Raw genomic sequence first — 26,243 nt, 5'->3', positions numbered from 1 at the left:
GTCTTTCTGTTACAACTTTCCACATAATTCTGCGCGAAACCTTGTATACAATTGTGCTATAAAGTAGCCCTAAAATAATAACATCTTCATTATAGGGATAATTATGTCTGGTTTTGCGATCACTTCGCCTTTCTTACGTCGTTTTGCTTTTAGTGCCTTGACGCTTGCACTTGTTAGCGGCTGTAGTGCTACAGCACAAACGCCTGCTCAAACAAATACCATGAGCAATAACGTAACAGTTCAAGCACCCTTAGCACAGCCACCAAAAGCAGAACAGCCATTAACGTTAAACCAAATCATGGCTAATCCTGATTGGCTGGGGATTTTTGCTCAAGGCGCTTACTGGTCTGACGATAGTCAGTCCATATATTTTAAACGCCAAGCACATCAAGCGCCTGTAGCGGATTATTATCAGCAAGGTGTTAATCAAAAAGCGGCCAGCAAACTGAATGTAGACCAGCTGCATTTAGCCGATCAAAAAAACGCGGTAGTTAATTTAGCTGGCACAAAAAAAGCGTACCTGTATCAGGGGAACCTTTTTGTTAAAGATTTAGTTGATGGTGAAATTAAACAAATTACTAAACAAAATACAGCCATCAGCGGTGTACGTTTTCTTTCTAATGGTGATTTAGCTTATTGGCAGGGAAATAATATTTTCCGTTTACATCAGTCATCAGGCCTGATCGAGCAGATTGCTAATATCCAAATGGCAAATGAGCCTAAACCAATCGAAGATCCAAGCTCTTATATTGCTAAGCAGCAACATCGTTTAATCGAATATGTTGCACTGCAGCATAATAATGCCAAAGCACAACAACAATACCAGCAGCAGTTAGCAGAGGTTGATCCTAGCTTTGCAGCTAAGACATGGTATTTAGGTGATGCTGAAGTGGTTTCTGACATCAGTTTATCAGCAGATGGTCGCTATGCCTTATTGGCATTAACAGATAAAAATTATACCTGGCGCGCTGAACACGACATTATGCCAAACTATCTTGGACAAGATGGTTATGTGGATGCTGTACCTGCAAGAGCTAGAGTGGCTGAGGATAAGTTTCCTGGTCAACGACTGGTGTTGCTTGATTTAACCGAACATGTAAAAAAAGACATTACTATCGAAGGGTTAACAGGCTTTGATGAAGATGTACTTGCTGACGTTAAACAAGAAAATGCTGCGGCAAAAGGTGAAAAGTATGAAAGCAAAAAATCACCGCGTTTAATTCAATTAATGCAGGATTGGGAGTGGAACCAAAGTGCGGTTCAATGGCATCCAACAGAAAATAAACTGCTTGTTATGATTGAAGCTGTTGACAATAAAGACCGCTGGATAGCATCAGTAAACCTAGATAAAGGCTCGTTAACTACCGAACATCGTTTACATGACGATGCATGGGTTAATTATAACTTTAATCAATATGGTTGGTTGCCGAACTCCGACAGCTTTTATTTCTTATCAGAAGAAACAGGCTACTCACATTTATATGTAAAAACAGTCGGCCAAAAAGCACGAGCACTGACTCAAGGTAAGTTTGTGGTTGATGATGTCACATTATCGCCAGACGCTAAGCATATTGTGTATCGAGCCAATGCTGACCATCCCGGAAGTTATAACGTTTATCGTGTAGAAATTGCATCGGGAAAAATTGAACAGCTGACAAACTGGTTTGGCACGTTATCGTACGTATTAAGCCCAGATGGACAATCGTTATTACTGGATGCATCGTCGCTGATCAAACCAAATGAGCTATATATTCAGCCCATTGGTGGAACACTTTCGCAATTAACTGATTACACAAGTAATGCGTTCAAGGAATATGCTTGGCAAGCCCCTAAAGTGGTTGCTGTGCCTTCTAACCATGGCGCGGGTGAAGTTTACGCTAGAGTGTATTTACCTGAAGGCTTCGAAGCACAAGGTGCTGATAAATACCCAGCAGTGATTTTTAACCATGGTGCGGGTTATCTACAAAATGCCCATTACGGCTTTTCAGGTTATTTTCGTGAATTTATGTTCCATAACATGTTAGCGCAACAGGGCTATGTGGTGATGGATATGGATTTTCGTGGTTCAAAAGGTTATGGCCGCGACTGGCGAACAGCCGTGTATCGTAATATGGGCACACCTGAAGTGGAAGATTTAAAAGATGGTGTGTCTTGGATGGCAAATAATGCCAATGTTGATATCGCTAAAGTAGGTACTTATGGTGGTTCATACGGTGGCTTTTTAACCTTTATGGCACTATTTAATGAACCTGAATTATTCCAGGCTGGCGCTGCATTGCGTCCTGTTACGGATTGGGCACATTATAATGCACCGTATACTTCTAATATCCTTAATACACCAGACATCGACCCTATTGCCTATGAGCGTAGTTCACCGATTGAACATGCTGACGGATTGCAAAAGCCGTTATTAATTATGACTGGTGTGTTGGATGATAATGTTTTCTTCCAAGATAGCGTACGCTTGGTACAACGTTTAATCGAATTGGAAAAGCCGATGTTTGAAACGGCAATTTATCCGGTTGAACCGCATGGCTTTAAACAGCCGTCAAGCTGGCTTGATGAATATCGTCGAATATATAAGCTATTTGAGCAAGAGTTAAAAAAATAAATCTTTGTTAGATCAATTAAGGCTTCCTTTAGGAGGCCTTAATTTTTATTATGTTTACTATTATTATAGATAAGGTTTAATTGCGTGGCAGTATCGGTAGCAGGTGGGGTTCGTCCAGGTAAGTTGATAGAAGTTGAGCGGCGTTTATATCAACATCTTATTGTGGGTAAGCACAAGGCTGCTGCCATGGAAGATGATATCAATGAGACTCTGGAAGCTGATGCCAATAAACTTGATATTGAACGCCAAGCCATTCAAGTTAGATTAGATAAACAGACTAAAGCTTTGGCTGTTTTTAAGGCTATTTCTAATCAATTAACCGAAACCGTCAATAACAGCATTGAGCATAAATTGGCTTCACCAGATTTGCTATTAACACATTCTGGTGTGCAAGAAGGGCAGATATTACTGCTTGATCTACTGCTTGATAAAGATCCTAACTTTGGTCGGATCCGACCCATTATTTCCAGTATATCCTGGCTGTCTCGGGATTTAATTACCCTGATTAATAGTCCGGCGTCTAAACATCGTCGCCCTAAAACATCTGATGTACAAGTCACTGATATTAAGTTGATACTCAATTATATTGGTCTTGAAAACCTGCGATTATTAATCCCATATTTTTGTAGTCGGCACTGGCTTCCAAGTGGTCATGCAAACTTACTTTGGACCACACGTAAATTATGGCGTTATAGCATGATTACAGCGATTGCCGCACAAGCCTTAGCACAACTGCATAATCGTCCAACTCACGTCAGTTATACCTGTGCCTTGCTTTATCAGTTAGGGACTTCAGTCATTCTGAGCAGCAGTGTTAAAGTGTTTGAGAAACATTGGGGCAACTGGTTACGAGAAGCTAGCCACAGCCGTGATAAAGAGGTTTATGATGCGGTAATGGCGACAGAGTTTCCTGCGGAGCAAATCTTTAATCATGTGATGGAGCATGGGCATCATCTAAATTGGCAGTTACTTGAGCAGCTTGAATTTAGCGACAGTGCGATTACAAAAGTACTAAAAGAGTTAGATCAAGATTACCATTTTAGTGAGTTATCGATTGATGCCGCTATTGTTGCCAAAGCCAGCTGTTTTGCCAAAATTATATTATTAGAAGAGCACCAGCTACTTGAGCCTCAGGAGCGCAAAGTCTTACTGGATTATTATGAGTTCACGCCGCAAGAAGTGATTCGACTTAAAGCACAAAACTATCGAAAACTGGATTTAGCCTAACTAACCAGGGTTTAGGAAAACTAAGCTTAACTCGAGTTATTTATGCTTAAAGCAAGTTTATAAACGATCATTAAACAATCGGTTATTTGCTAGAGATGCCGTTTTACTAGGCTTTATCTTCTAATACCTTTTGGATCACTCAAATGCTCATATGTTGTGAGTGACGTTTATCCAATTAATCGTTCTATTAACGTTGAATTGAGTTAAGTAAAAATATTATTCCACAGTGCATATAACGATGTTAATTTTGTGTAATTATTCATTTTTGATGAATTGCTACCCATTTTGCGTTCAAATAACTTTTTTTATGACTATTTATGCTCTATTGCTCCTGTTAAAGCGCTTTAATCTGCCATTTTTATCAATCTTTATTCAGTTTTCGATACGTCTTAACAGAAGTTAATTGGCGATTACTGGTATTTTGATCACATTTTCGCTAATAATGGTTAATAAGTTATACAAGCATTCGTCGTTACCCGATTAAATAACAATGAAAACGACGATATTTAGCGGCTTTGCAGCCGTTTATAAAAATAAAGGATGAAATTGAATGACTGTTGAAATGAATCTTAACCGTGCCCAGTTTGATGAAGTAATGGTGCCTAATTATGCGCCTGCAGCGGTAATTCCTGTTAAAGGGGAAGGTAGCCGTGTTTGGGATCAAGACGGTAACGAGTTTATCGATTTTGCAGGTGGTATTGCGGTTAACTGTTTAGGACATTGTCATCCTGCATTAGTGTCAGCATTAAAAGAGCAAGGCGAAAAACTTTGGCATCTATCTAATGTGATGACTAACGAGCCAGCACTTACTTTAGCCACTAAATTAGTCAACGCCACATTTGCTGAACGTGTTTATTTTGCAAACTCTGGTGCAGAGGCGAACGAAGCGGCATTGAAACTTGCCCGTCGTTACGCTTTAGATAACCACGGTGCTCAAAAAGATCAAATCATTGCGTTTGATAAAGCTTTCCATGGTCGTACATTCTTTACTGTGACTGTAGGTGGACAAGCTGCTTACTCTGATGGTTTTGGCCCTAAACCACAAAGTATCACTCACGTACCATTTAACGATATCGCAGCATTAGAAGCCGTTGTTTCTGACAAAACCTGTGCCATTATGCTTGAGCCTTTACAAGGTGAAGGCGGTATTATCAATGGTGATCCTGAATTCTTAAAAGCGGTTCGTGCCTTAGCTGATAAGCATGATGCATTGGTTATTTTTGATGAAGTTCAAACGGGTGTAGGCCGTACAGGCGAATTATTTGCTTATATGGGTACTGACATTGTTCCAGATATTTTAACTAGCGCTAAAGCGTTAGGTGGTGGCTTCCCAATCGCAGCAATGTTAACCACAGCTAAAATTGCCGCGCATCTTAAAATTGGTACTCATGGTTCAACATACGGTGGTAACCCATTAGCTTGCGCTATCGGTAATGCGGTAATGGATGTTGTGAATACCAAAGAAGTATTAGACGGTGTTAAGCACCGTGAGCAATTATTCCGCGATGGTCTTGCTGCTATTAACGCTAAATACAATGTCTTCAGCGAAGTGCGTGGAAAAGGCATGTTATTAGGTGCGGCACTTAATGAAAAGTATGAAGGCCGCAGTCGTGATTTCTTAGTTGCGTCAGTTGCTGAGGGCGTTATGACCCTTATGGCTGGTGCCAACGTAGTTCGTTTTGCTCCTTCATTAGTGATCCCAGAGGCTGATATTGCTGAAGGTTTAGCGCGTTTTGAACGTGCAGTTGCCAAAGTAGTTGCAGGTTAATACATAAAGGGCGCATTTACTTGCGCTCTTTTTGTTTGGGTCAGTGTTAGATAAAGGCGGTTTACATGTTTGTTAACTCCTTGATTTTTAATACCATGAGGAGATTTAGATGTTAATCATACGTCCGATCTGTGCCAGTGATTATGAAGCGCTTTACGGCATTGCCGTAGAGTCTGGCCATGGATTCACTTCTTTACCAGTAAATGAGGATTTACTGCGTTCAAAGATTGCGAGGGCTGAAGCATCTTTTACTAAAGACGTTAAAAAGCCATTCGATGAAGGCTATTTAATGGTCCTTGAAGACACCACTACAAAAGAAGTGGTTGGCACTTGTGGCATTGAGGCCGCAGTCGGAATGGAAGACGCGTTCTACCATTACCGCTTAGGGACTGAAGTTTATCACTCAAAGCAAATTGCCGTTCGCAACGAAGTTGAAACACTCACGCTATGCCATGATTACACCGGTGCAGCGGAGTTATGTACTTTATTCTTAAAAGATGCTTATCGTAAAGGGAATAACGGTCGCATGTTATCCCGTTCTCGCTTTTTGTTTCTCGCTCAACATCAGCATCGTTTTGGCGAAACTGTTATTGCTGAAATGCGCGGCGTAAGTGATGAAAAAGGCGACTCTCCTTTTTATGAGTGGTTACAAAAACATTTTCTTGGGATTGATTTTGTTGAAGCCGATTACCTGTCAGGTTTAGGTAAGAAAGCGTTTATGGCAGAAATGATGCCTCGCAGTCCTGTTTATGTGTGTATGTTACCTAAAAAAGCACAAAACGTGATTGGCGAAGTGCATAGCAATACCAAACCTGCATTGCGTCTATTGCAAGCGGAAGGTTTCAAATTTAGAAATTATGTCGATATTTTTGATGGTGGCCCAACGGTTGAATGTAGCTTAACGGATATTAAATCTGTTAAACGTAGCCGTTTATTGACCGTTGAAATTGGCAAAATGCCTCGTACCGACACCTCATTTATTATTTCAAATACCAAGCTAGCAGATTATCGCGCAACCGCGGCTAAGCTTAGTATATCTGATGAACATGATAACGTTGTCCTATCACCAGAACTTGCCCAGGGCTTGATGGTTGAAAATGGTCAACAAATTCGTGTACTTTCATTGTAGGAGAATACGATGACTCAATTTATTAAAGGTCAATGGCTTGCTGGCGAAGGTCATGATGTTCAATCCACCAATCCAGCAAATGGCGAAGTGATTTGGCAGGGGAAAACCGCTACAGCAGCTCAGGTTAATAGTGCAGTAGAAGCGGCTCGTGCAGCTCAGTTTGATTGGTTTATGCTTGGCTATGAAGGCCGTTTAGCGATTGTTGAAGCTTATCGTGATCAGTTAGAAGCCCATAAAGCTGAAATTGCCGAAACAATTGCTCAAGAAACCGGAAAGCCACAATGGGAGACCGCGACTGAAGCAGGTGCCATGATAGGAAAAATTGGTTTATCTGCTCAGGCTCATGATAAACGTACCGGTACTGAAACCAACGATTTACCAGCAGGACGAGCGGTATTGCGTCATAAGCCGCACGGTGTTGTTGCGGTCTTTGGACCGTATAACTTCCCAGGCCATTTGCCAAATGGTCATATTGTGCCAGCTTTGTTAGCGGGTAACACAGTTGTCTTTAAACCGTCAGAATTAACCCCAAAAGTGGCTGAGTTAATGCTTAAGTGCTGGGAAAAAGCGGGCTTACCTGCAGGCATTATTAACTTGGTTCAAGGTGAAGTTGAAACGGGTAAAGCGCTGGCCTCTCATCCACAAATTGATGGATTATTCTTTACCGGTAGCTCTCGCACAGGCCATATTTTGCATCAGCAATATGCTGGTCATCCGGGTAAGATTTTAGCCCTAGAAATGGGCGGTAATAATCCTTTAATTATTAAAGGCGTAAGCGATACAAAAGCGGCTGTTCACGACATTATCCAATCTGCTTATATTTCATCTGGTCAACGATGTACTTGTGCACGTCGCTTGTATGTTGAACAAGGCGCAGAAGGCGATGAGTTAATTGCTCAGCTAATTGCGGCTGTAAAACAAATTAAAGTGGGTGCATGGAATAGTCAGCCGCAACCGTTTATGGGGTCGATGATTTCAGAAACCGCCGCCCGCGGAATGGTTGCAGCGCAAGCTACATTGCAGTCGTTAGGTGGGGTATCGTTAATTGAGCTTCAACAAGTTAAAGCGGGCACAGGCATAGTGTCACCAGGACTGATTGACGTTACGGCGATTGATAAATTACCAGATGATGAGTATTTCGGGCCATTATTACAATTGGTTCGCTACAGTGATTTTGATGAAGCCATTCGCCTAGCAAATGATACCCGTTATGGTTTGTCTGCAGGTTTATTGGCCGATAGCCGTGATGATTATGATTACTTCTTAGCTCGGATCCGTGCGGGTATTGTTAACTGGAATAAGCAGATTACTGGCGCATCTGGCGCAGCACCTTTTGGTGGTGTTGGAGCTTCAGGAAACCACAGAGCAAGTGCATTTTATGCTGCTGATTATTGTGCTTATCCTGTCGCATCAATGGAAGCTGATAGTGTGAGCTTACCAGCAAGCTTAAGCCCAGGTTTATCGATTTAACTGCATTTTACCCTAGCATTGTTAGGGGCAGTAGCTTATGCGCGTTAAGTTAGCCCTTAACGCGCCTTTAAATTTGAAACATCAGATTACGATTACCCGAATTCAATTTTAATCTGCTTTTAGAAGGATTTAACCATGCATACTGACGTGAACACGTTGTTTGCTGCTATGTGGCAAGACTATATAAAAATGACCCCATCTGCTGCAAAAATTCATCAATTACTCGGTAAAGGTGCGCCGATCATCAATGATCATATCGCACTACGTACCTTTAACATTGCTAAAGTAAACTTAAGTGTACTTGCTAAACATTTTACTTCCATTGGTTATGTTGATTGCGGTGATTATAAGTTTGAGCAGAAAAAGCTAGTGGCTAAACATTTTGAACATCCAGATCCAACACAACCTAAAGTGTTTATTTCTGAGCTATTAGTAGAAGAATTTAGTCCTGAATTACAACAGACCATTAATGGTTTTATTGACCAGGTTGATGAGTCGGCTTTGGTTGCTGATAACTTTATTTATTCTGGTCGTCATTGGCAATTAGATAAAGCCACGTATCAGGCTTTATTGGCTGAAAGCGAATATGCCGCATGGGTAGCAGCAATTGGTTATCGTGCTAACCACTTCACTGTATCTATAAATGATCTACCTGATTTTGAGCGTATAGAAGATGTGAATCAGGCATTAAAAGATGCTGGATTTGTATTGAATGCATCGGGTGGTGAGATTAAAGGGACTCCTGAAGTGTTATTAGAACAATCTTCAACCATGGCTGACAAAGTTGTCGTGAGCTTTACTGACGGCGATGCAGAGATCCCAAGTTGTTTTTATGAGTTTGCCCGTCGTTATCCGATGGAGAATGGCAAGCTTTACACAGGGTTTGTGGCTGCATCAGCGGACAAAATTTTTGAAAGCACCAATGTTATGATGTAAATCATTACATGGTAAAGTGTCATTACGATGCTGCATGAAACGTTAAGCCTCATCTTTGCCATTTATAGCTGATGAGGCTTTTTTATTAGCCAGGTATAGTGTTATTAAATACTCGATTTAGTTTGCGGAATAATCACGGTAACCGCTAAACCTGATAGCAGTTCACTTGCGCTAAACTGCAGTGAAAATCCATACTGGTCACAAATTTCTTTCACAATAGATAATCCCAATCCGTGTCCCATGACGTCTTCATCTAAACGCGTCCCTCGTGCTGTGAGTAGCGCTAACTGATCCTGTGGTACACCTGGGCCATCATCCTCAACCGTGATCATAATTGCATGACCATCTTGCTTCTTAAGCGATATTTGTACGTTTGAATTTGCCCATTTGAATGCATTATCCAATAGGTTGCCAAACAGCTCCATGCCATCTTCTCTGTGTATTGGAATTCTCGATAATTGTTGAGCGTTAACGAGCTCTCCAGTAATGGTTTTATGACGGTAAACTTTATTTAGCGTACTAATTAAGCTAGTAAAGTCTTTATTCACTGTCATTTGTGCTGCAGGAAGCATATCACCTGTAACTCTTGCGGCAGCGAGCTTACGCTCGATCATTTTTCTGATTTGATCTAACTGCTGTTGCATGGCAATAGCGGCGTCAGGATCGGTTAGCCCAAGCGCTTCTACTTGCTGCTGCATGATCGCTAATGGGGTTTTTAACCCATGGCTTAAGTTACCTAGATTATTACGACTGCGTTCTATTTGTTTTGCGGTGTAGTCGAGCAATTGATTATAGGTTTCTGCTAGTGGTTGAATTTCAGATGGTATCTGCAGAGTATCAAGGGCACTGATTTCCCCCTGCCTTAATCTTGCTAACGATTGTTGGATTTTTTTTACAGGCTTAAATGATTGCCTTAGTATCACAAAAATACCGCAGATCATGGCCAATAACATGCCAATATTGATGGCTAATTTAGTGCCGTATACTTCACTGAAAACGCGCCTACCGATACTCAAGTCCTGCGCTACGGTTAAGGTTGCCGTATTAGGCGTGGCCTCAGACCCAATGCCAATAGATAGCAGCTGCATATCATTATTCTTAGGACCTTTTGCTTGCCATACCCTTTTTTCTGAATCAGCTAATGGTGCTATTTCAAGTTCTACATCCCACAACGATCGTGAGCGAATTACTTGATTAGGTAAGTTGAGTTGGTAATAACGGCCTGAATAGGCGGGTTTGTAAAAGCTAGACAGTTGGCGAGAGTCGATTTCGATTTCGCCATCCTGTAACCGTGTGGCCAGAATGACATGTTCTAAATCTTCTTCAAGACGATTAATGATTGAGTCGTGAAAAGCTTCTCTAAGCATAGATTCAAATAGCATTAAACCTATGATGGTGCTTAAAATAACAAGACCGCTCAGCCAGAGGCTGAGCTTTGAACGAATGGAAATCATTGTTCTACTATGCCGTGGAATATGTATCCTTGTCCCCGTCGTGTTTCTATTGTGGTTTTACCTAACTTTTTACGCAGATGGGTGACATATACTTCAACAACATTACTTTCTTTTTCATCATCAAATTGATACAGCTTATCGGTTAGCTGTGTTTTTGAAAGTAGTTTTTTAGGCGACATTAAAAAGATTTTTAACAATCTAAATTCCATCGCCGTCAATTCAAATTCCTGTTCTGCAACAATCACTTTTTGCTCAGCTTCATCTAAGGTTACGCCAGCAAAACTGAGTTGTTTTGACGCGCTATTCGCACGGCCGTGGGCCCGATTAATCAAGGCTTGAATGCGTGCGAGTAACTCTTGAGCGTGAAAAGGTTTACCTAAGTAATCATCAGCTCCAGCGTTAAAACCTTCGACCTTTTCATGCCATTGTGAACGTGCGGTGAGCATGATAACCGGTGTTTCTATGCCTTTCTCGCGCCAACTGGTGACTAAATTAAGCCCATTACCGTCAGGCAAGCCAATATCAAGAATAATACAGTCGTATTGAGTTTCTTTAATGAGGTAATCGGCTTCAACGGCCTTGTCTGTTACATCGGTAACATAACCAGCTTGTTTGAGTTGCTTTTCAAGTTCAGCCACTAAAAGTGGATTGTCTTCAACGAGTAGCAGTTTCATGTTGGGTGCATTCACTAGGTAATTGAGTTAACGAATTGAGAGTACCACTTTTTGCGTCAAATTGCAGATTAACAGTGTGGCCTTGTTTTAACTGTAATTGTAGATCATAACGCCACGTATTGTTGTGTTGGAACAGCTGTGCATCTATTAGCTGAACATCACAATATTGCGCTAACCAATTGAGACTTTCATTTAAAGAACGGATATGGCCTTGGCTGACCAATTGTTGCACATGGTCATGATCCACTTCAAATAGTTGTTGGGCGTCAACTAAGTGGGTGTTTAATGTACTAAGACTAAATAAGCCTATAGTGATAAACAAGGACATACTCACTCCAAGACATAAAAAAAGTGGTGTTCAGATAAACTGCCACCACTTTAATAATCTTGGCTTAAATCAAGCTGAAGCTTAACTTAACGTGTACCGTAAACCACGATTGTTTTACCGTGCGCTTGAATCAAATTCTGCTCTTCAAGCATCTTTAAGATACGGCCTACAGTTTCACGTGAGCAACCAACAATCTGGCCAATCTCTTGGCGAGTAATTTTGATTTGCATACCGTCAGGGTGAGTCATTGCATCAGGCTCTTTAGCAAGATGTAATAATGTTTGCGCGATACGACCAGCAACATCTAAGAAAGCTAAATCACCGACCTTTTGGCTAGTGCTTTGTAAGCGGTAAGCCATTTGAGCAGATAATTTCATCAGAATTTCAGGATTAACCTGGATCAGCTGCTTAAACTTTTTGTAAGAGATTTCAGCAATTTCACAGGCTTGTTTTGCACGAACCCAAGCTGTACGTTCAGCTTGTTCTTCAAACAGACCTAGCTCGCCGATAAAGTCACCTTGATTGAGATAAGACAGGATCATTTCTTTACCTTCTTCATCTTTAATCAATACAGCAACTGAACCTTTAACGATATAATATAACGTATCAGAATCTTCACCAGCATGAATTAATGTGCTTTTTGCTGGGTATTTATGAATGTGACAGTGTGACAGAAACCATTCCAATGTTGGATCAGGTTTTGGCTTACCAATCAGAGCCATTGTATATTCCTCGATTGATTAAAAAGTAAGTAAGTAATCTCTAATTAAGCATTTTACGCTGTTTACTAAGGTAAAACTTTGATGGAGATCGAATTTAGTAATACGGCATTCTATATTAACTAGCTTAATTTTAGATTTATTTGCTCATATTTGGGCGTTAGGTCAATTAAAATGTCATAGTCTGGTCAAAATCACAATCATTTCACCTAAGCATTTATGTAAGAGCGATTTTTAGTATTGATATTAATTATCATTAATCAATGATGAATGTTCTATGATACTTTGTTGTATTACAAGTCTCAGATGGTTTATGTTTAGTCAGTGGTTGCTGTCGTTATCGAGGTTAATGTGAAGAAGTTATTTCAAATAGGATTAAGTTGTGCCGTATTGTATGGGGTGATTTTACCTCAAGTACAAGCATTTACACTGCCGCAAACGATGGCCTCACAAACACAATCTAGAGTCGTTCATATTCAATTAAAGGCTGCCCAAGGTGATGCTGATGCTCAATTTTTATTGGGATTAATGTATTTGTCGGGACGGTTTGTCGAAACTAATATTCCTGAAGGGTTTATGTGGGTTGAACAGGCCGCTAATCAGCAACATTTAAAAGCCCAGCAAACGATCGCCGATTTAACCTTTGAAGGCAAGTTAGTGCCGCGTAATCTGTTAAAAGCTGAGCGATGGTATTTGGCAATGAGTGAGCAAGGTGACAAATGGGCTAATTTTCGTTTAGGCTTTATTTATGCTGCTGGCGGTGATGGTATTGAGCGTAATTGTGGTAAAGCTTTGACCCAGTTTGGTACTGCTGGAGATGATGTCTCTTTGGGGAATGTCGCATGGATTTTGGCAACGTGCCCAGAATCTGAATATCGTGATGGTTCAAAAGCGGTGAGTTTGTCTCTTAAACTGCTTGAAGCCAATCAAGGCGATCCAACTATCCTGGACAATTTAGCGGCAGGTTATGCTGAACTTGGTGATTTTACGCAAGCTGTGAGCATTCAGAAAAAGGCCATTGATGCCTTAAAGCTTTACCCAGAAGTGGCTAAAAGTGATGAATTTTTACAGCGATTACAGCAGTACGAGAATAATCAAGCTTACCGTGAGGTAATCCCGCTACTGGATTAAGATGAACACAAATGGAAGGCAGATAAGTGAATTAAACGCCAATATGCTCAAGGTGCTAACAGATAAATATGGGGGAATTAACACATGAGCATATCAGCTATCGTTCTTTCGCCTGAAGTCCCGATAGCGGTAGAATAATATAACTAGCTTAATGCAAACTTAAGTCTTCATTAATCGTTGTTTACTACATCAACCATAATCTATAAAAATGTATCCGCATTACATTTTATTCTGACAAGGCAATAGCTTACACTCACCTATTTAACCGATACTTTGGTAGAAAATAGGTATAACAATTGAGTCATAGTGATGTTGTTAAGCAGCATTAGTCATCCAGTTTTTCAAGTTCAATCCGTTTATCCATTAAATCTTTAATCAATGGTGTCAGGATCAATTCCATCGCAAGAGACATTTTCCCCCCGGGGACGACTAAAGTGTTTACTCTAGACATAAATGCACCCTGGATCATGCTTAAATAGTAAGGGAAATCAACATTGTTCATCCCACGAAAACGAATAACCACAAAGCTTTCATCTAAACTTGGAATGTCTTTGGCGCTAAAAGGGTTAGATGTATCGACGGTAGGCACTCGTTGAAAGTTAATATGGGTACGAGAGAATTGAGGCGTCATATGGTTAATATAATCATCCATACTGCGCACTATGGATCCCATGACCTTTTCGCGACTATGGCCACGGTCATTGGTGTCACGAATAATCTTTTGGATCCACTCTAGGTTAACAATCGGTACCATACCAATCAGCAAGTCAACATGTTTTGCTACGTCAGCATCATCTGTGACTACACCCCCATGTAAGCCCTCGTAATAAAGCATATCTGTATTAGGAGGTAAATCTCGCCACTGGGTGAATGTACCTGGCATTTGGTTAAAGGGCACTGCTTCATCAAACGTGTGTAAATAACTGCGGGTTTTACCAGTGCCAGTTTCGCTATAGCTGGTAAAACATTCTTCAAGTTTTACGAAGTTATTTGCCTCTGGACCGAAATAACTAATATTACGATTTTCAGCTTGAGACTTGCGAATTAACACTTCCATCTCAGCACGGGTGAAATTATGAAAGCTGTCACCCTCAACAAAGGCTGCGTTTATCCCCAATTGGCGAAAAATATGCGTAAAAGCCATTGTCGTTGTTGTTGTGCCGGCGCCAGATGAGCCCGTTACAGCAATAATAGGGTGTTTAGCTGACATTGTTCCTGCCTAGAAATCATAATGATAAACATGTTTTACATGGCACTTTTTTAATGCAATGTAGTCGTTGGACTAACATTTATACGGTAGTTAAGACCTTTTGGTCAATATTAGGTCGAGTTATTATTTTGAATTCACGATGTTTTGTCTGTGTCTGATAGCAATCGATTCGTCATCTTCACTGTATTCGACGACAAGCTCGCCTGTTTTTAAGGCCTGTTTACATTGGTTAATCATGCCTGACAGTGGTTGGCTATTAAATTCACTAAAGCTGCCATCTTCTACCTGAGTCAGTAAGTATTCTTTAATCACATTGTTTAGCGTTTCTGTATCTAACCCCAGTAGTGTTTCATAGGGAATAATCATTGGTTATCACCTTGTAAGGTTTCAGGCTGCTTAGCAAGTAAGAATGTGAGTACTCGTTTTTCAAGATAGTAGCTTGGTTTCCATGGCCAGCCGCCATCAATAAACCCTACATGGCCGCCATTATCATGCAGTTCATAACGAATGCTAGTTGATAATTCATCTTGAGTTGGGATAACAGCTTCAGTCATAAAGGGGTCGTCTTTGGCATGAATGATTAAGGTTGGCTTGCTGATATGTTTTAATAACCCTAATGCACTCGAGCGTAAGTAATAATCCTCTACACCGTTAAAACCATGCAAAGGTGCAGTGACTTTGTCATCAAATTGATAAAAGGTTTTCAGCTGTTTTAATTCCGCTTTGCTTAGCGGCATTTGCGCGACTAAATCATTATTATCGAGTTTTTCGCTCATTTTTTTCTGTAAACGGCTAATTAAATGTGTTTGATAAATTTTAGAAAAGCCTTTTTCAAGCTTTTTAGCACAGGCACTGAGTGTTAACGGTGCAGATATCACAACCGCTCGATCCAGTAAGCTATCATTTTGGGTCGTTCCCTGGTATTTGGCTAATACATTGCCGCCAAGGCTGTAACCGACGGCAAATAATGGTGAGTCAGGGTAATAGGTTTTGAGTTGTTGCAACGTGAATGCAAGATCGTTGAAATCACCACTGTGATAACTTCGCGCCAGACGATTTGGCTCACCGGAGCAGCTACGATGATGATGCACAACCGAACATAATTTCTCTTGCTTAGCCGCAACTAACATTCTGCGAGCGTAATGCGATTCTGTACTGCCTTCTAATCCATGGCTAATCACCAAAATGGGTTCACCATTTTGTGGGGTACCGGACCAGTCTAAATCGATAAAGTCGCCGTCTGGAAGCTCCTGTCTTTGGCGGAAAATATCTGGTTTGGCCACTTTGAATATAAAGGGCAAAATAGTCTGTATATGCGGGTTCGCGGCCCACCATGGTGGCGTAAAAAGGCTTTTTGTCGGCATGCGTCATTCTATGAGTGTTTGTGAAAGTTTAAACGTGTGTTTAAATACTATTCATATCACTTTAACACAGATAAAAATCTCACAACAAAAGAATAGGGGTGATCGCATGAAACGTCGTACTTTTTTGACCAGCGCTTTTGCGGGAACCGCTGCGCTTGCGTTAGGTGTCAATTTATATTCATCCGATCCCATTCCAGTGCCTGAAGATGTAAATTATCGTGTTTTATTCAGTGTGTTAATACCTGCTTTACTCGATGGCGCTTTACCTGAGGTTGCAAGCCAAAGAAAGATTGCCATAGATACCACTTTAGACTCCATTCAGGCTTCAATATCTGTGTTGCCAGATGAGCAACAGGCTGAGCTTAAAGAATTGCTCAGCCTACTTGAAAGCCGACTTGGTTTACTCTTCCTCACAGGCAGTATGACTCCTTTGATGTTGCGTTCCCCCATTGAGTTAGTGGATATGCTTGAAGAATGGCGTTTTCATTATTTAGATATGGTTCACACTGCATATACAGGCTTAAGAGAGCTGATTCTTGCCAGTTATTATTCTAGCCCTGCTCATTGGGGGAAATTAGGTTACGCAAAACCGACTTTTTTGCTTAATGCCTAGGGTCTGTTGATCTTTTAAGGTTGTTTTTGCAGCGAATTGTTGGTCTTTTATACAAAGTGGAGGCTTTGAGGTGTAGTTATTCTACATAAAAAGTCGATAACGCAGTAGAAATGGCCAACAAACGCTGCCCAAAGGGTTCGAGTTAAAAATTCAACCAGCAAAGATCAACAGACCCTAGCAACCATAATTTGTTCTGCTATTAAGGAGTGACTTCAATTGGCTATAATCGATCCAATTACGACCGGCTTAGCATCTGGTTGGCAGCACATAGATGCCAGTACTTTGCAGCAAAATCGTCATTTTGAGGCCGATGTTATTATCGTTGGCACAGGTGCTGGCGGCGGAACTGCGGCCGAGATCCTGACTGAAGCTGGGTTAACTGTCATTATGATCGAGGGGGGCTCGCTTAAATCCTCTAAAGATTTTGATATGGAAGAGCGCCACGCATACCCTAATTTGTACCAACAAGCAGCGGCGATGAAAACCGCTGATAAAGGGATTGGGATCTTTCAAGGTCGAACCGTCGGCGGCTCAACCACCATCAATTGGACAACCTCGATAAGAACGCCTAAGCCAACGCTAGATTTTTGGGCCGCTGAGCGTTCAGTAATCAATACTTCAGCTGAGGAAATGTCGCCCTGGTTTGAAAAAATGGAACAACGCCTGAATATCAAAGAATGGCAGTATGACCCAAACCGAAATAATGGCGTGTTACGTGAAGGATGTGAAAAACTGGGCTGGGAGCACACCGTTATTAAGCGTAATGTTACGGGATGTTGGAACACGGGTTATTGCGGTATGGGCTGCCCTGTAAATGCTAAGCAATCTATGCTGGTTACCACCATTCCTGCGGCATTGAATAAGGGCGCGACCTTAATTTCTCGTGCAAAAGTAACGCGTCTAGAGCATAAAGGCGATAAGGTTAAAGGTTTAACGGCACAGGCTTTAACTGAAGGTTTAAAGCCAAGCGGTGTGGCGCTCACCTTTAGTGCTAAACATTATATTTTAAGTGCTGGTGCAATCCATACTCCTACCATTTTAATGCGGTCAAATGTGCCAGACCCACATCAGCTATTAGGTAAAACCTTTTTACACCCTTCATTATTATCAGGTGCGATGTTTGATGAGCAGATAAATGGTCATAGCGGAGCACCGCAATCTATTTACTCCGATCAGTTTGTTTGGCATGACGGTGCGACTGGGGACTTAGGCTATAAGTTAGAAGTTGCGCCAATTCACCCAGTGTTAATTGCCTCTAAAACGATTGGTTTTGGCCAGAGTCATGCACAGTTAATGGCCAATTTTAATAAATTGCAGGTGGTTATAGCCCTTATTAGAGACGGCTTTAATGATCAATGTGTTGGTGGACAAGTACACTTAACAGATCATGGCTTTACCCTAGATTATCCATTAACAGAGGGTTTTTGGGCTGGGGCAAGAAAGGCATTTTTATCTATGGCTGAATTACAGTTTGCTGCTGGTGCGAAAAAGGTTTTGCCGATGAATGACGGATTAGACTTCTTAACTTCATGGAAGCAAGCGCAGGAAGTGATAGGTTCGATGGATTTAGGTTTACTAAAAACCATTGTGGCTTCAGCGCATGTTATGGGAGGCTGCCCCATGGGAGAAGACACCACTAAAGCAATGGTGGATAGTTTTGGCCAATCACATTATTTTGATAACTTATCTGTGTTTGATGGTTCAATGTTTCAAACCAGCTTAGGGGCAAACCCACAGTTATCTATTTATGGATTAGTGGCTAGAAATGCCACTTTGTTAGCCAAGCGATTAACTCAAGCAAGTTAACATTGCCGCTAATTAAATGAGCCGATACTTGTTGTTGGCTTTTTTCATTTTTGTGGCGTTGTTTAATGATGACTAGCCGTGAATAAATGTTGATTACAAAGTTGCTTGCTGCTCTTAACTTTGTTCGGTTTACTTATCATAGACGGATTAACGTTATGGCGAGTTTATGCGCCAAGATCTTTTTGGTAAGTTCAACTATACCGGCGAGTAATTGGCTGGTGGCGTACTCGAATTCTATTATTTAGCCACACATTAGAGTTGTGGTTAACACGGACGGCTTACAATGACTGATATTAACGCTTGGAAATGGGTTAGCGCTTCGAAATAGATTGAGGCAGATGAGTACAATCTAGGCCGTATAAACTTAAATAATGATGGGTATTATTCACACCCTCATGTGTTGATAGCGGCTCGCCTTGAATCAGATTGACCTGTTGCAGTAAAATTTTTTGCGATTTTCGCTCCATGATCAACTCAACATCTAACATTTTTTGATATTCCGTGGCAGCTAGATGAGCTTTAGCAATTCGGCGTAATTGACGGTAAGGTTTTAACACATTGGTTTCCCATTGCTCAATTACAGCCGCTAATTGCTGCCACTGCTGGATATTAACTAAGTATCCTTGATGATCTAAGCTTTGTGCTAACAACAATAAATTTACGTTAACCTGATAATCATCTTGCAGCGTGATATAAGCCTTTGGGTCTACTTGGTATTGTTGTTCACATTGTTGCCAAATTTGCATCGAAAATGTGGTGTTAGAAGATCCCATTTCTATTCCTTGATTTTTGCTGTCTTATCACTTTTGTTGCTGGTACAAACCTTGGTATTTCTGCTGGTTATCAATATTAGCCAATGTCAGTATTAACACTAAGTTCAATGGCTTCGATTTGCTCTTGAATATCTAACCAGTTCATTTCGCTTTCATCCATTGCTTGAGTTAGCTGTGTTCGCTCATTAAGTACCTGAGTCATTTTGGCTTTGTTTTCTGCTTCATACAGGCTGCCGTCTGCTAAGATGGCTTCAAGTTCAGTTAAACGGTCGGTAATTTTTTGCTGCTCAGTTTCTAATTTTACTTGCTGCTTTCTAAGGGGCGACACTTTTTGACGTAATTCTGCCTCAATGCGTTTTTGCTGCTTTTTATCTATTTGAGCGACGTCGCTGGTTTTTACATTGTCTGACTTTTGACTGGCTTGCGCCGCTTTTGCTGCATCTAACAGCCATTGATGGTAATCATCTAAATCGCCGTCAAAAGGCTTTACTTCACCTTGGTCTACGAGGTAGTAGTCACTGCAGCTTAAGCGGAGTAAATGGCGGTCATGTGATACGATAACCATTGCGCCTTCAAATGTTTGCAATGCCATAGTTAGCGCGTGACGCATTTCTAAATCAAGGTGGTTGGTAGGCTCATCGAGCAGTAATAAATTAGGGCGTTGCCAAACCAATAAAGCTAATACTAATCGGGCTTTTTCACCGCCAGAAAAAGGCCTTACCGCTGATAAAGCCATATCACCATTGAAGCCGAATCCGCCTAAAAAGTTACGTAGTTCTTGTTCTCTGGCATTCGGTGCCAGACGAGCCAGATGCTGTAATGGGGTATCATCAAGCTGTAGAAATTCAATTTGATGTTGCGCAAAGTAACCAATATTTAAACCTGGGTTAGGTTCATATTTTCCTGATAGCGCCTGTAGTTGTCCTGATAGCAATTTAATTAAGGTCGATTTACCCGCGCCATTTCGTCCTAGCAAACCGATGCGTGCGCCGGGCACTAAGTTGAGCTGTACTTTGCTCAAAATAGTTTTCTCACCATAACCTACAGAAACTTGTTCCATGGTCACTAATGGATTGGGTAAGGCTTCTGGCTGGCGAAAGGCCATTTGAAAAGGGTTGTCCGCTTGGGACGGTAATAACTCTGCCATCCGTTCTAGTGCTTTTAAGCGGCTTTGTGCTTGTTTGGCTTTACTGGCTTTGTAGCGAAAACGATCCACAAAAGATTGCATATGCGCGCGCTCTTTTTGTTGGCGCTCAAAAGCGACTTGTTGCTGGGATAAACGTTCGGCGCGAATATGTTCAAAGGCGCTGTAGCCACCCTTGTAAAAGTTGAGCTTGTGGTTTTCGACATGAATAATTTCATCAACAATGGCATCAATAAAATCTCTATCATGGGAAATCAGAATCAAGGTGCCTTGATAAGATTTAATCCAGCCCTCTAACCAATACATGGTATCTAAGTCTAAGTGGTTGGTTGGTTCATCGAGTAACAATAGATCAGAACGGCACAAAAGCGCCTGAGCAAGGTTTAAACGCATGCGCCAGCCACCAGAGAAGCTTTTAACAGGGTTATTTTGTTCGGCATCATTAAAGCCTAAACCTGCCAGCAATGCACCAGCACGAGCGCGAATAGCATAACCGCCAATGGCATCAATCTTTCCGTGAATTAAGGCAATCGCATTACCATCATTTTCATCCTGAGCTTTGGCCAGTTCCGCTTCTAATTGTCTAAACTCGGTATCGCCATCAAGTACGTATTCTAATGCTGATACATCAAGCGCGGGGGTCTCTTGAGCGACTGATGATATTTGCCAGTTTGCGGGTAATGAAAACTCACCTTTATCTAAATGTAAATGTCCTAAAATTAGGGCTAATAAAGATGACTTACCTGTGCCATTTGCGCCGACTAAACCGACCTTGTGACCAGGATAAATTGTCACAGAAGTTTCGTCGAGTAGGGTTTTACTGCCTCGAATTAATTGGGCTTGGCTAATACTGATCATGAATGCAACTTGACGCTATAAAATAAAGTGGGGGGATAATACCGTATTCGCCATTTTTTTCCCACATTCGCGGGACGCAAGAAGACTAATAGGGCAAAATAGTCGTATTGCTTTTAAGATAAAAATTAACCAGAGTAAATTATGACAAAAATAAAAAAACGTTTTGTGGCTGGGGCAAAATGTCCAAAATGTGGCGCTAAGGACAGTATCTTATTATTTAAAGAAAATAATATAGAAACCATAGAGTGCACCGATTGTGATTATCGCGAACAACAAACGGATATTGCCGTCCCTAAAAAGGCGACAGGCAATATGATCGGAGTGTTCAAACCTGAGTAAAGAATGTGTTGGTGACGCTCAATAAGCCTGCTTGCTGATATGAGATAGGCGATATCGAAAACTTATCTCATCCGTTACTTTCACTTTGATAGTGCTATTTTTGAGAAGTAACAGGTTACTAAGTGATAGTTTAGAAGTGGTTAAAGGCTGTGTGGTTAATTGCTGTTATTATTGACTCATCAGTTGATCGGGTGTGACTTCACCTTCAATTTTTTGTTTATGCTTGTTTAATACTTCAATAACATTAGTATTGTTCAGCATAAGTTGGTCAAATCGCTCGTTGATTTCCTGAAGCTCAAGGCCATAACTCGGGTCATCTTTAGCCTTGGTTTGCCAAAAACGTTTGCGATCTAATTTTTGAATTTCACTGGCTCGTAATATCTCAAAATAACTATTTTCTTGGTTTAACCGATAAATTTCACCGTCAAGTAACAAGAGTAACTTTTCTTTTGAAATAGTTTGTTTGTTCAGAAGGGCTCTAAGTGGGTCGACTTTGGTTTCACGTTTGTCAGAATCGACTTCAGTGGTGATACCATTTTCATATTCAATTTTATGTTGCCGAAATGCTTCAGGGCAAACGCTATGGCTAAAGACAACTTTGTCATCTTTCATACATTTATAGATAGCATTAGTGTTAGCCAGCGCCAAAGAAGGGCTGAGGAAAAACACCACTAAATATACAATTTTTGCCATGCGGCCACATATCCTTTTGTAAATCCACGATATACCGTTAATTAGTATAGGCTCATCGCAGCGTTGCCGCATAAAAATTTGGATGAATTTATGCTAAATAAGCCTGAAACAGTTTACCGACAAAAACAGATTATTGACAATGGATTTTTAATTGACGCAGTTAACGTGATGTTAAATGTGAATGCGGTAGGTGGTTAATTGAGGTTTATGCCCTGCGTATTGCAAGAATATGCAGGGCAAACAGTGGAGGGCTATCGGATAAAGGTCAAGTTATCAATTAATCTGGCTTTACCGATATAAGCGGCTGCTACAATAACCAGCTCTTTATCCTCATCAGTCGCAGGCTTTAAATTATAGGCATTTCTGAGCTCGAGATAGTCAGGAGTAAACCTTGCTGCAAGCAATGATTGCTGTGCTGTTTGAGTGGCGGTATCTAAATCCACACCTTGTTTTATGCTTGCTGCCATATCATCTAATGCTTGCTTTAGCGCTGCGGCATTTATTTTTTCTTGTGCAGTTAAATAACCATTTCGTGAACTCATAGCCAAACCAGATGGTTCACGGATGGTATCAATGCCAATAATATCGATGGGTAATGATAAATCTTCCACCATGGTTTTGATGACTAATAATTGTTGAAAATCTTTCTTACCAAATAAGGCCATATCTGGTTGAACAATATTAAACAGTTTGTTGACGATAGTTGCCACGCCACGAAAATGTCCTGGGCGACTTGCACCGCAAAGTTCATCACCAATTTCAGGCACATCAACATAGGTCTGTTGGGCTAACCCTTTGGGGTAAATGATTTCTGGTGTTGGCGTAAACAATAACTCTGCACCCGCAGCGATTAACGCTTTGCTGTCTTGTTCCAACGTGCGTGGATAGGCGTCAAGATCTTCATTTTGACCAAACTGCATTGGATTAACAAAAATTGACACGACCACATGGTCAGCTTTTTCACGTGCTTGCTGCACAAGTGTTATATGCCCTTGATGCAAATTACCCATGGTCGGCACAAATGCAATGGTTTCGCCTTTAGTGCGCCAAGCCTTAACTTGGGCGCGAATGTCAGCAATAGCGGCGGTAGTGATCATGATTAATTAAACCTGCAACAAATAATTAGTTAAAAATGTGTTCTTCAGCAGGGAAAGAACCGTTAGCTACTTCATCGATATAAGCTCGAATGGCGCTACGAATCTCACCTGTTTGCTTTAAGTAATTTTTAGAGAAGCGTGGGATGTATCCACTAGAGATACCTAACACGTCATGCATGACCAAAATTTGCCCGTCGGTATCTGCCCCAGCACCAATACCTATAACAGGAATTATTAATGCTTCTGTAATGGCTTTGGCTAAGGTGGCAGGAATACATTCAAGTACTAACAATTGTGCTCCAGCAGCTTGCAATGCTTTAGCCTCATCTAAAATACGTTGCGCATTATCAGCATCACGCCCTTGCACTTTAAAGCCACCAAACACATGCACAGACTGAGGTGTTAGCCCCAAATGAGCGCATACAGGAATCCCTCTTTCTGTAAGCATTTTAACGCTTTCTAATAACCAATGGCCGCCTTCAACTTTTACCATGTTGGCGCCAGCTTGCATGAGCTTTGCAGCATTTTCCATGGTTTGCTCTGGTGTTGAATAGCTCATAAAGGGCATATCAGCAATTAATAGCGCACGCTTAATACCACGTCGAACACAAGCAGTATGATAGGCAATGTCAGTAACGGTAACAGGAAGGGTATCATCATGGCCTTGTAATACCATGCCCATAGAGTCACCGACTAAGAGTACATCAATCCCTTCACTGTCGAAGGCGCCCGCAAAACTGGCATCATATGCAGTCAATGCGGTAAATTTTTTACCTTCTTGTTTAAACTTCATTAGGGTGGAACTAGTGACTTTTGACATAGTGGACTCTTAAAACAATTCAAATTAATACGCTATGGAGCATATACTCTAAAGTGGCGAAATCAACTCTTTACTGGATATTTTGTGCAGTGACTGGTGCATTTCTATGGTCAACAAAGATGCTAATGCCTGACCGCAAGGTAAGATTAAATCTTCGGCAATTTCAGCTAAAGGTACCAGTACAAAACTGCGCTGCTTCATACCATAGTGCGGCACTTGAAGTCTGGGTTGGTCAATCATTTGTTGCCCATATAACAACAAATCAAGATCTAATGTTCTAGGTCCCCAGTGTGCTTTTCTAACTCGCCCTTGTTGTTGTTCAATATTTTGAAGCGCATCTAATAACGCAATAGGGGCTAACTGAGTCTGAAATCGGGCAACCGCATTGATATAATCTGGCTGGCTTATGTCGCCCATAGGTGTTGAGCTATAAAAGCTAGAAACGGTGATTTCGCCTAAATCAGCTATCTTTGTCAATGCAGCAACAGCTTGATTAAGCTGTTGCACAGGTTGTTCAAGGTTTGCGCCTAAAGCAACATAAACTAAGGTCATTATTCTGCCGAGGTATCTGGGCTTTTTGCCGCTGGTTTGCGTTTTCTTTTACGCTGAGTGGCGCTGCGATTTCTGTTACCGCCGGCTTTGTTTGAGCTTTTTGCGATGACATTACGTTGTGCTTCATCGCCTTCAACAAAGGCTTGCCACCAACTAGCTTGTTTAGCCGTATGACCGCCTTCTGCTTCACCGCGTAATAAAAGCAGATCATATGCTGCACGGAACTTAGGGTGCTCTAATAGCTTAAATGCACGAGTTCCCTGACTACGTTCAAATCTTATTTGCAGTAACCAAATATCTTTTGCTGGTGTACTAAAGCGACGTGGGATACTGATCGTTCTGCACTGCTCTTCCATAACATCGCCCATAGCGGCAACTTGCGCATCATACAAGGGCAAGCCACTTTCGAGAGCGATATCATCAGCGCGTTGTTTTAACGGATACCATAATATCGCGGCATAGAAAAATGCAGGGGTAACAGGTTTGTCTTGGTTGACACGCTCATCAGTGCTGCGCATAACCAAATTTAACATTTTAGCCGCATGACCTTTGGGGAATTCAGAGATCACACCTTGAATTTGCGGGAACAAAGGGGCAAACAAACCAAAATCTTGCATCATTTGGTAATTAGCCTGGGCTTTACCCGCAAAGAAAAGCTTTAATACTTCTTCATACATTCGCGCAGCAGGAATATCTGCTAATAACGGCGCTAATGATTTAATCGGGGCCGCTGTAATGGCTTCGATCTGCATGTCTAGTTTAGTGGCGAACCTTACTGCGCGTAACATGCGCACGGGATCTTCACGGTAACGAGTTTCTGGATCGCCAATTAACTTGATTTTACGGGCATGTAAGTCATCAATGCCACCGCCATAGCTACGGATAGAAAAGTCACTGATATCGTAATATAACGCGTTTACGGTAAAGTCACGTCGCTCGGCATCTTCATCAATTTCACCGTAAACGTTGTCGCGTAAAAGACGACCTTCGGCATTCGATTTGGAAATGTTGTCACTGTTTTCACCGTGATGACCACGGAAGGTAGCCACTTCAATCACGTCGCGTCCAAACACGATATGCGCTAAACGGAAACGGCGCCCAACTAAACGGCAATTGCGAAACAGCTTTTTAATTTCATCAGGGGTTGCGTTGGTGACTACATCAAAATCTTTGGGTTCTAGACCTAATAAGATGTCACGAACACCACCGCCCACGAGATAGGCTTTAAATCCTGACTTGTGCAGTCGATAAAGCACTTTGAGTGCATTTTCACTGATTTGACGGCGCGAAATATCGTGGCTATCACGGTTAATGATATCCAAACGTAAGCCATTTTCTTCTAAAGACGGCGTTTCGAGCTCGGGTGCTGCTTTATTATCAAATAATTGTTTGCAGAACTGACTAATACGGCGAAAAATAATACACCTCGTTGAAGCTAAATTCATTGATTAAAAATCTGGCGGGTATGATATACCAATTGCGATCGAATGAGTAGATAGGGAATGTGATAAGTGCTGTGGATTAAAT

At 41.3% G+C, this 26,243-nt stretch carries 24 protein-coding genes; 10 read left to right on the top strand and 14 right to left on the bottom strand.

The genetic code is table 11. From position 1 onward, the window contains the following. Nucleotides 1-103: 103 nt before the first annotated feature. The 6 genes from NE535_RS02695 to NE535_RS02670 all read left to right on the top strand — a co-directional run bounded on the left by NE535_RS02695 (nt 104) and on the right by NE535_RS02670 (nt 9,141). Nucleotides 104-2,611 (top strand): S9 family peptidase, encoded by a 2,508-nt coding sequence (locus tag NE535_RS02695; protein ID WP_261297154.1) that lies wholly within the window; start codon nt 104-106, stop codon nt 2,609-2,611. Nucleotides 2,612-2,695: 84 nt separating this feature from the next. Continuing rightward, entirely contained in the window at nt 2,696-3,838 is a 1,143-nt protein-coding gene (locus tag NE535_RS02690; protein ID WP_261297153.1) for an HDOD domain-containing protein, read from the top strand. Between the two features lie 550 nt (nt 3,839-4,388). Beyond that, the gene (locus NE535_RS02685; RefSeq protein ID WP_261297152.1) at nt 4,389-5,606 is read left to right on the top strand and encodes an aspartate aminotransferase family protein; all 1,218 of its coding nucleotides are present in this window, start codon (nt 4,389-4,391) and stop codon (nt 5,604-5,606) included. 109 nt (nt 5,607-5,715) lie between these two features. Beyond that, on the top strand, nt 5,716-6,735 hold the full coding sequence (astA, locus tag NE535_RS02680) for an arginine N-succinyltransferase (protein WP_261297151.1): 1,020 nt from the start codon (nt 5,716-5,718) through the stop codon (nt 6,733-6,735). Between the two features lie 9 nt (nt 6,736-6,744). Further along, the gene (gene astD / locus NE535_RS02675) at nt 6,745-8,205 is read left to right on the top strand and encodes a succinylglutamate-semialdehyde dehydrogenase (protein ID WP_261297150.1); all 1,461 of its coding nucleotides are present in this window, start codon (nt 6,745-6,747) and stop codon (nt 8,203-8,205) included. A gap of 135 nt (nt 8,206-8,340) precedes the next feature. Beyond that, the gene (locus NE535_RS02670) at nt 8,341-9,141 is read left to right on the top strand and encodes a DUF1338 domain-containing protein (protein WP_261297149.1); all 801 of its coding nucleotides are present in this window, start codon (nt 8,341-8,343) and stop codon (nt 9,139-9,141) included. A 104-nt stretch (nt 9,142-9,245) separates the two neighbouring features. Here the strand turns inward: NE535_RS02670 and NE535_RS02665 are convergent, their stop codons facing one another. The 4 genes from NE535_RS02665 to crp form a co-directional block, all read right to left on the bottom strand. Next, complete coding sequence (locus NE535_RS02665) at nt 9,246-10,595, bottom strand: ATP-binding protein (RefSeq protein WP_261297148.1); 1,350 nt, start codon at nt 10,593-10,595, stop codon at nt 9,246-9,248. Next, complete coding sequence (locus NE535_RS02660) at nt 10,592-11,269, bottom strand: response regulator (RefSeq protein WP_261297147.1); 678 nt, start codon at nt 11,267-11,269, stop codon at nt 10,592-10,594. The genes NE535_RS02665 and NE535_RS02660 overlap by 4 nt, the downstream gene beginning before the upstream one ends. Beyond that, a complete protein-coding gene (locus tag NE535_RS02655) occupies nt 11,250-11,597 on the bottom strand; it encodes a PepSY domain-containing protein (RefSeq protein WP_261297146.1) in 348 nt (115 codons plus the stop codon). The genes NE535_RS02660 and NE535_RS02655 overlap by 20 nt, the downstream gene beginning before the upstream one ends. 86 nt (nt 11,598-11,683) lie before the next feature. Next, nucleotides 11,684-12,319, bottom strand: a complete 636-nt coding sequence (gene crp / locus NE535_RS02650; RefSeq protein WP_188840258.1) for a cAMP-activated global transcriptional regulator CRP — start codon at nt 12,317-12,319, stop codon at nt 11,684-11,686. A 438-nt stretch (nt 12,320-12,757) separates the two neighbouring features. On the opposite strand from crp, the gene NE535_RS02645 reads away from it, so the two are divergent. After that, nucleotides 12,758-13,447, top strand: coding sequence for a tetratricopeptide repeat protein (locus NE535_RS02645; RefSeq protein ID WP_261297236.1), 690 nt, complete (start codon nt 12,758-12,760; stop codon nt 13,445-13,447). Between the two features lie 325 nt (nt 13,448-13,772). Here the strand turns inward: NE535_RS02645 and NE535_RS02640 are convergent, their stop codons facing one another. From NE535_RS02640 to NE535_RS02630, 3 genes are all read right to left on the bottom strand, one after another. Beyond that, nucleotides 13,773-14,657 (bottom strand): phosphoribulokinase, encoded by an 885-nt coding sequence (locus NE535_RS02640; protein WP_261297145.1) that lies wholly within the window; start codon nt 14,655-14,657, stop codon nt 13,773-13,775. 123 nt (nt 14,658-14,780) lie between these two features. Next, nucleotides 14,781-15,023: a YheU family protein gene (locus NE535_RS02635; protein WP_261297144.1), complete on the bottom strand. Its 243-nt coding sequence runs from the start codon at nt 15,021-15,023 to the stop codon at nt 14,781-14,783. Next, on the bottom strand, nt 15,020-16,021 hold the full coding sequence (locus NE535_RS02630) for a hydrolase (protein WP_261297143.1): 1,002 nt from the start codon (nt 16,019-16,021) through the stop codon (nt 15,020-15,022). The genes NE535_RS02635 and NE535_RS02630 overlap by 4 nt, the downstream gene beginning before the upstream one ends. 106 nt (nt 16,022-16,127) lie before the next feature. On the opposite strand from NE535_RS02630, the gene NE535_RS02625 reads away from it, so the two are divergent. Together NE535_RS02625 and NE535_RS02620 are read left to right on the top strand one after the other, a co-directional pair. Further along, the gene (locus NE535_RS02625) at nt 16,128-16,634 is read left to right on the top strand and encodes a TAT leader-containing periplasmic protein (RefSeq protein ID WP_261297142.1); all 507 of its coding nucleotides are present in this window, start codon (nt 16,128-16,130) and stop codon (nt 16,632-16,634) included. A gap of 216 nt (nt 16,635-16,850) precedes the next feature. Beyond that, entirely contained in the window at nt 16,851-18,440 is a 1,590-nt protein-coding gene (locus NE535_RS02620) for a GMC family oxidoreductase (RefSeq protein ID WP_261297141.1), read from the top strand. A gap of 311 nt (nt 18,441-18,751) precedes the next feature. On the opposite strand, the gene NE535_RS02615 is transcribed toward NE535_RS02620, so the two are convergent. Together NE535_RS02615 and NE535_RS02610 are read right to left on the bottom strand one after the other, a co-directional pair. After that, nucleotides 18,752-19,213: a TIGR02444 family protein gene (locus NE535_RS02615; protein ID WP_261297140.1), complete on the bottom strand. Its 462-nt coding sequence runs from the start codon at nt 19,211-19,213 to the stop codon at nt 18,752-18,754. Nucleotides 19,214-19,289: 76 nt separating this feature from the next. Then, nucleotides 19,290-21,215, bottom strand: a complete 1,926-nt coding sequence (locus NE535_RS02610; RefSeq protein ID WP_261297139.1) for an ABC transporter ATP-binding protein — start codon at nt 21,213-21,215, stop codon at nt 19,290-19,292. Nucleotides 21,216-21,356: 141 nt separating this feature from the next. Here NE535_RS02610 and NE535_RS02605 point away from each other — a divergent pair, with 141 nt between their 5' ends. Beyond that, the gene (locus NE535_RS02605; RefSeq protein ID WP_261297138.1) at nt 21,357-21,554 is read left to right on the top strand and encodes a YheV family putative zinc ribbon protein; all 198 of its coding nucleotides are present in this window, start codon (nt 21,357-21,359) and stop codon (nt 21,552-21,554) included. A gap of 168 nt (nt 21,555-21,722) precedes the next feature. Here the strand turns inward: NE535_RS02605 and NE535_RS02600 are convergent, their stop codons facing one another. From NE535_RS02600 to pcnB, 5 genes are all read right to left on the bottom strand, one after another. Beyond that, nucleotides 21,723-22,247, bottom strand: a complete 525-nt coding sequence (locus tag NE535_RS02600; protein ID WP_261297137.1) for a DUF4124 domain-containing protein — start codon at nt 22,245-22,247, stop codon at nt 21,723-21,725. Nucleotides 22,248-22,498: 251 nt separating this feature from the next. Beyond that, on the bottom strand, nt 22,499-23,344 hold the full coding sequence (gene panC / locus NE535_RS02595; protein WP_261297136.1) for a pantoate--beta-alanine ligase: 846 nt from the start codon (nt 23,342-23,344) through the stop codon (nt 22,499-22,501). Nucleotides 23,345-23,369: 25 nt separating this feature from the next. Continuing rightward, nucleotides 23,370-24,164, bottom strand: a complete 795-nt coding sequence (gene panB / locus NE535_RS02590; RefSeq protein WP_261297135.1) for a 3-methyl-2-oxobutanoate hydroxymethyltransferase — start codon at nt 24,162-24,164, stop codon at nt 23,370-23,372. Between the two features lie 48 nt (nt 24,165-24,212). After that, complete coding sequence (gene folK, locus NE535_RS02585) at nt 24,213-24,716, bottom strand: 2-amino-4-hydroxy-6-hydroxymethyldihydropteridine diphosphokinase (protein WP_261297134.1); 504 nt, start codon at nt 24,714-24,716, stop codon at nt 24,213-24,215. Next, nucleotides 24,716-26,161 (bottom strand): polynucleotide adenylyltransferase PcnB, encoded by a 1,446-nt coding sequence (gene pcnB / locus NE535_RS02580; protein ID WP_280925349.1) that lies wholly within the window; start codon nt 26,159-26,161, stop codon nt 24,716-24,718. The genes folK and pcnB overlap by 1 nt, the downstream gene beginning before the upstream one ends. Nucleotides 26,162-26,243 lie beyond the last annotated feature (82 nt).

The sequence above is a fragment of the Shewanella holmiensis genome, assembly GCF_025370255.1.
In the GTDB taxonomy this organism is placed as follows: Bacteria; Pseudomonadota; Gammaproteobacteria; order Enterobacterales; family Shewanellaceae; genus Shewanella; species Shewanella holmiensis.
Note: the sequence above shows the minus strand (reverse complement) of the source record. Positions and strands in the feature narration are given on the sequence as shown.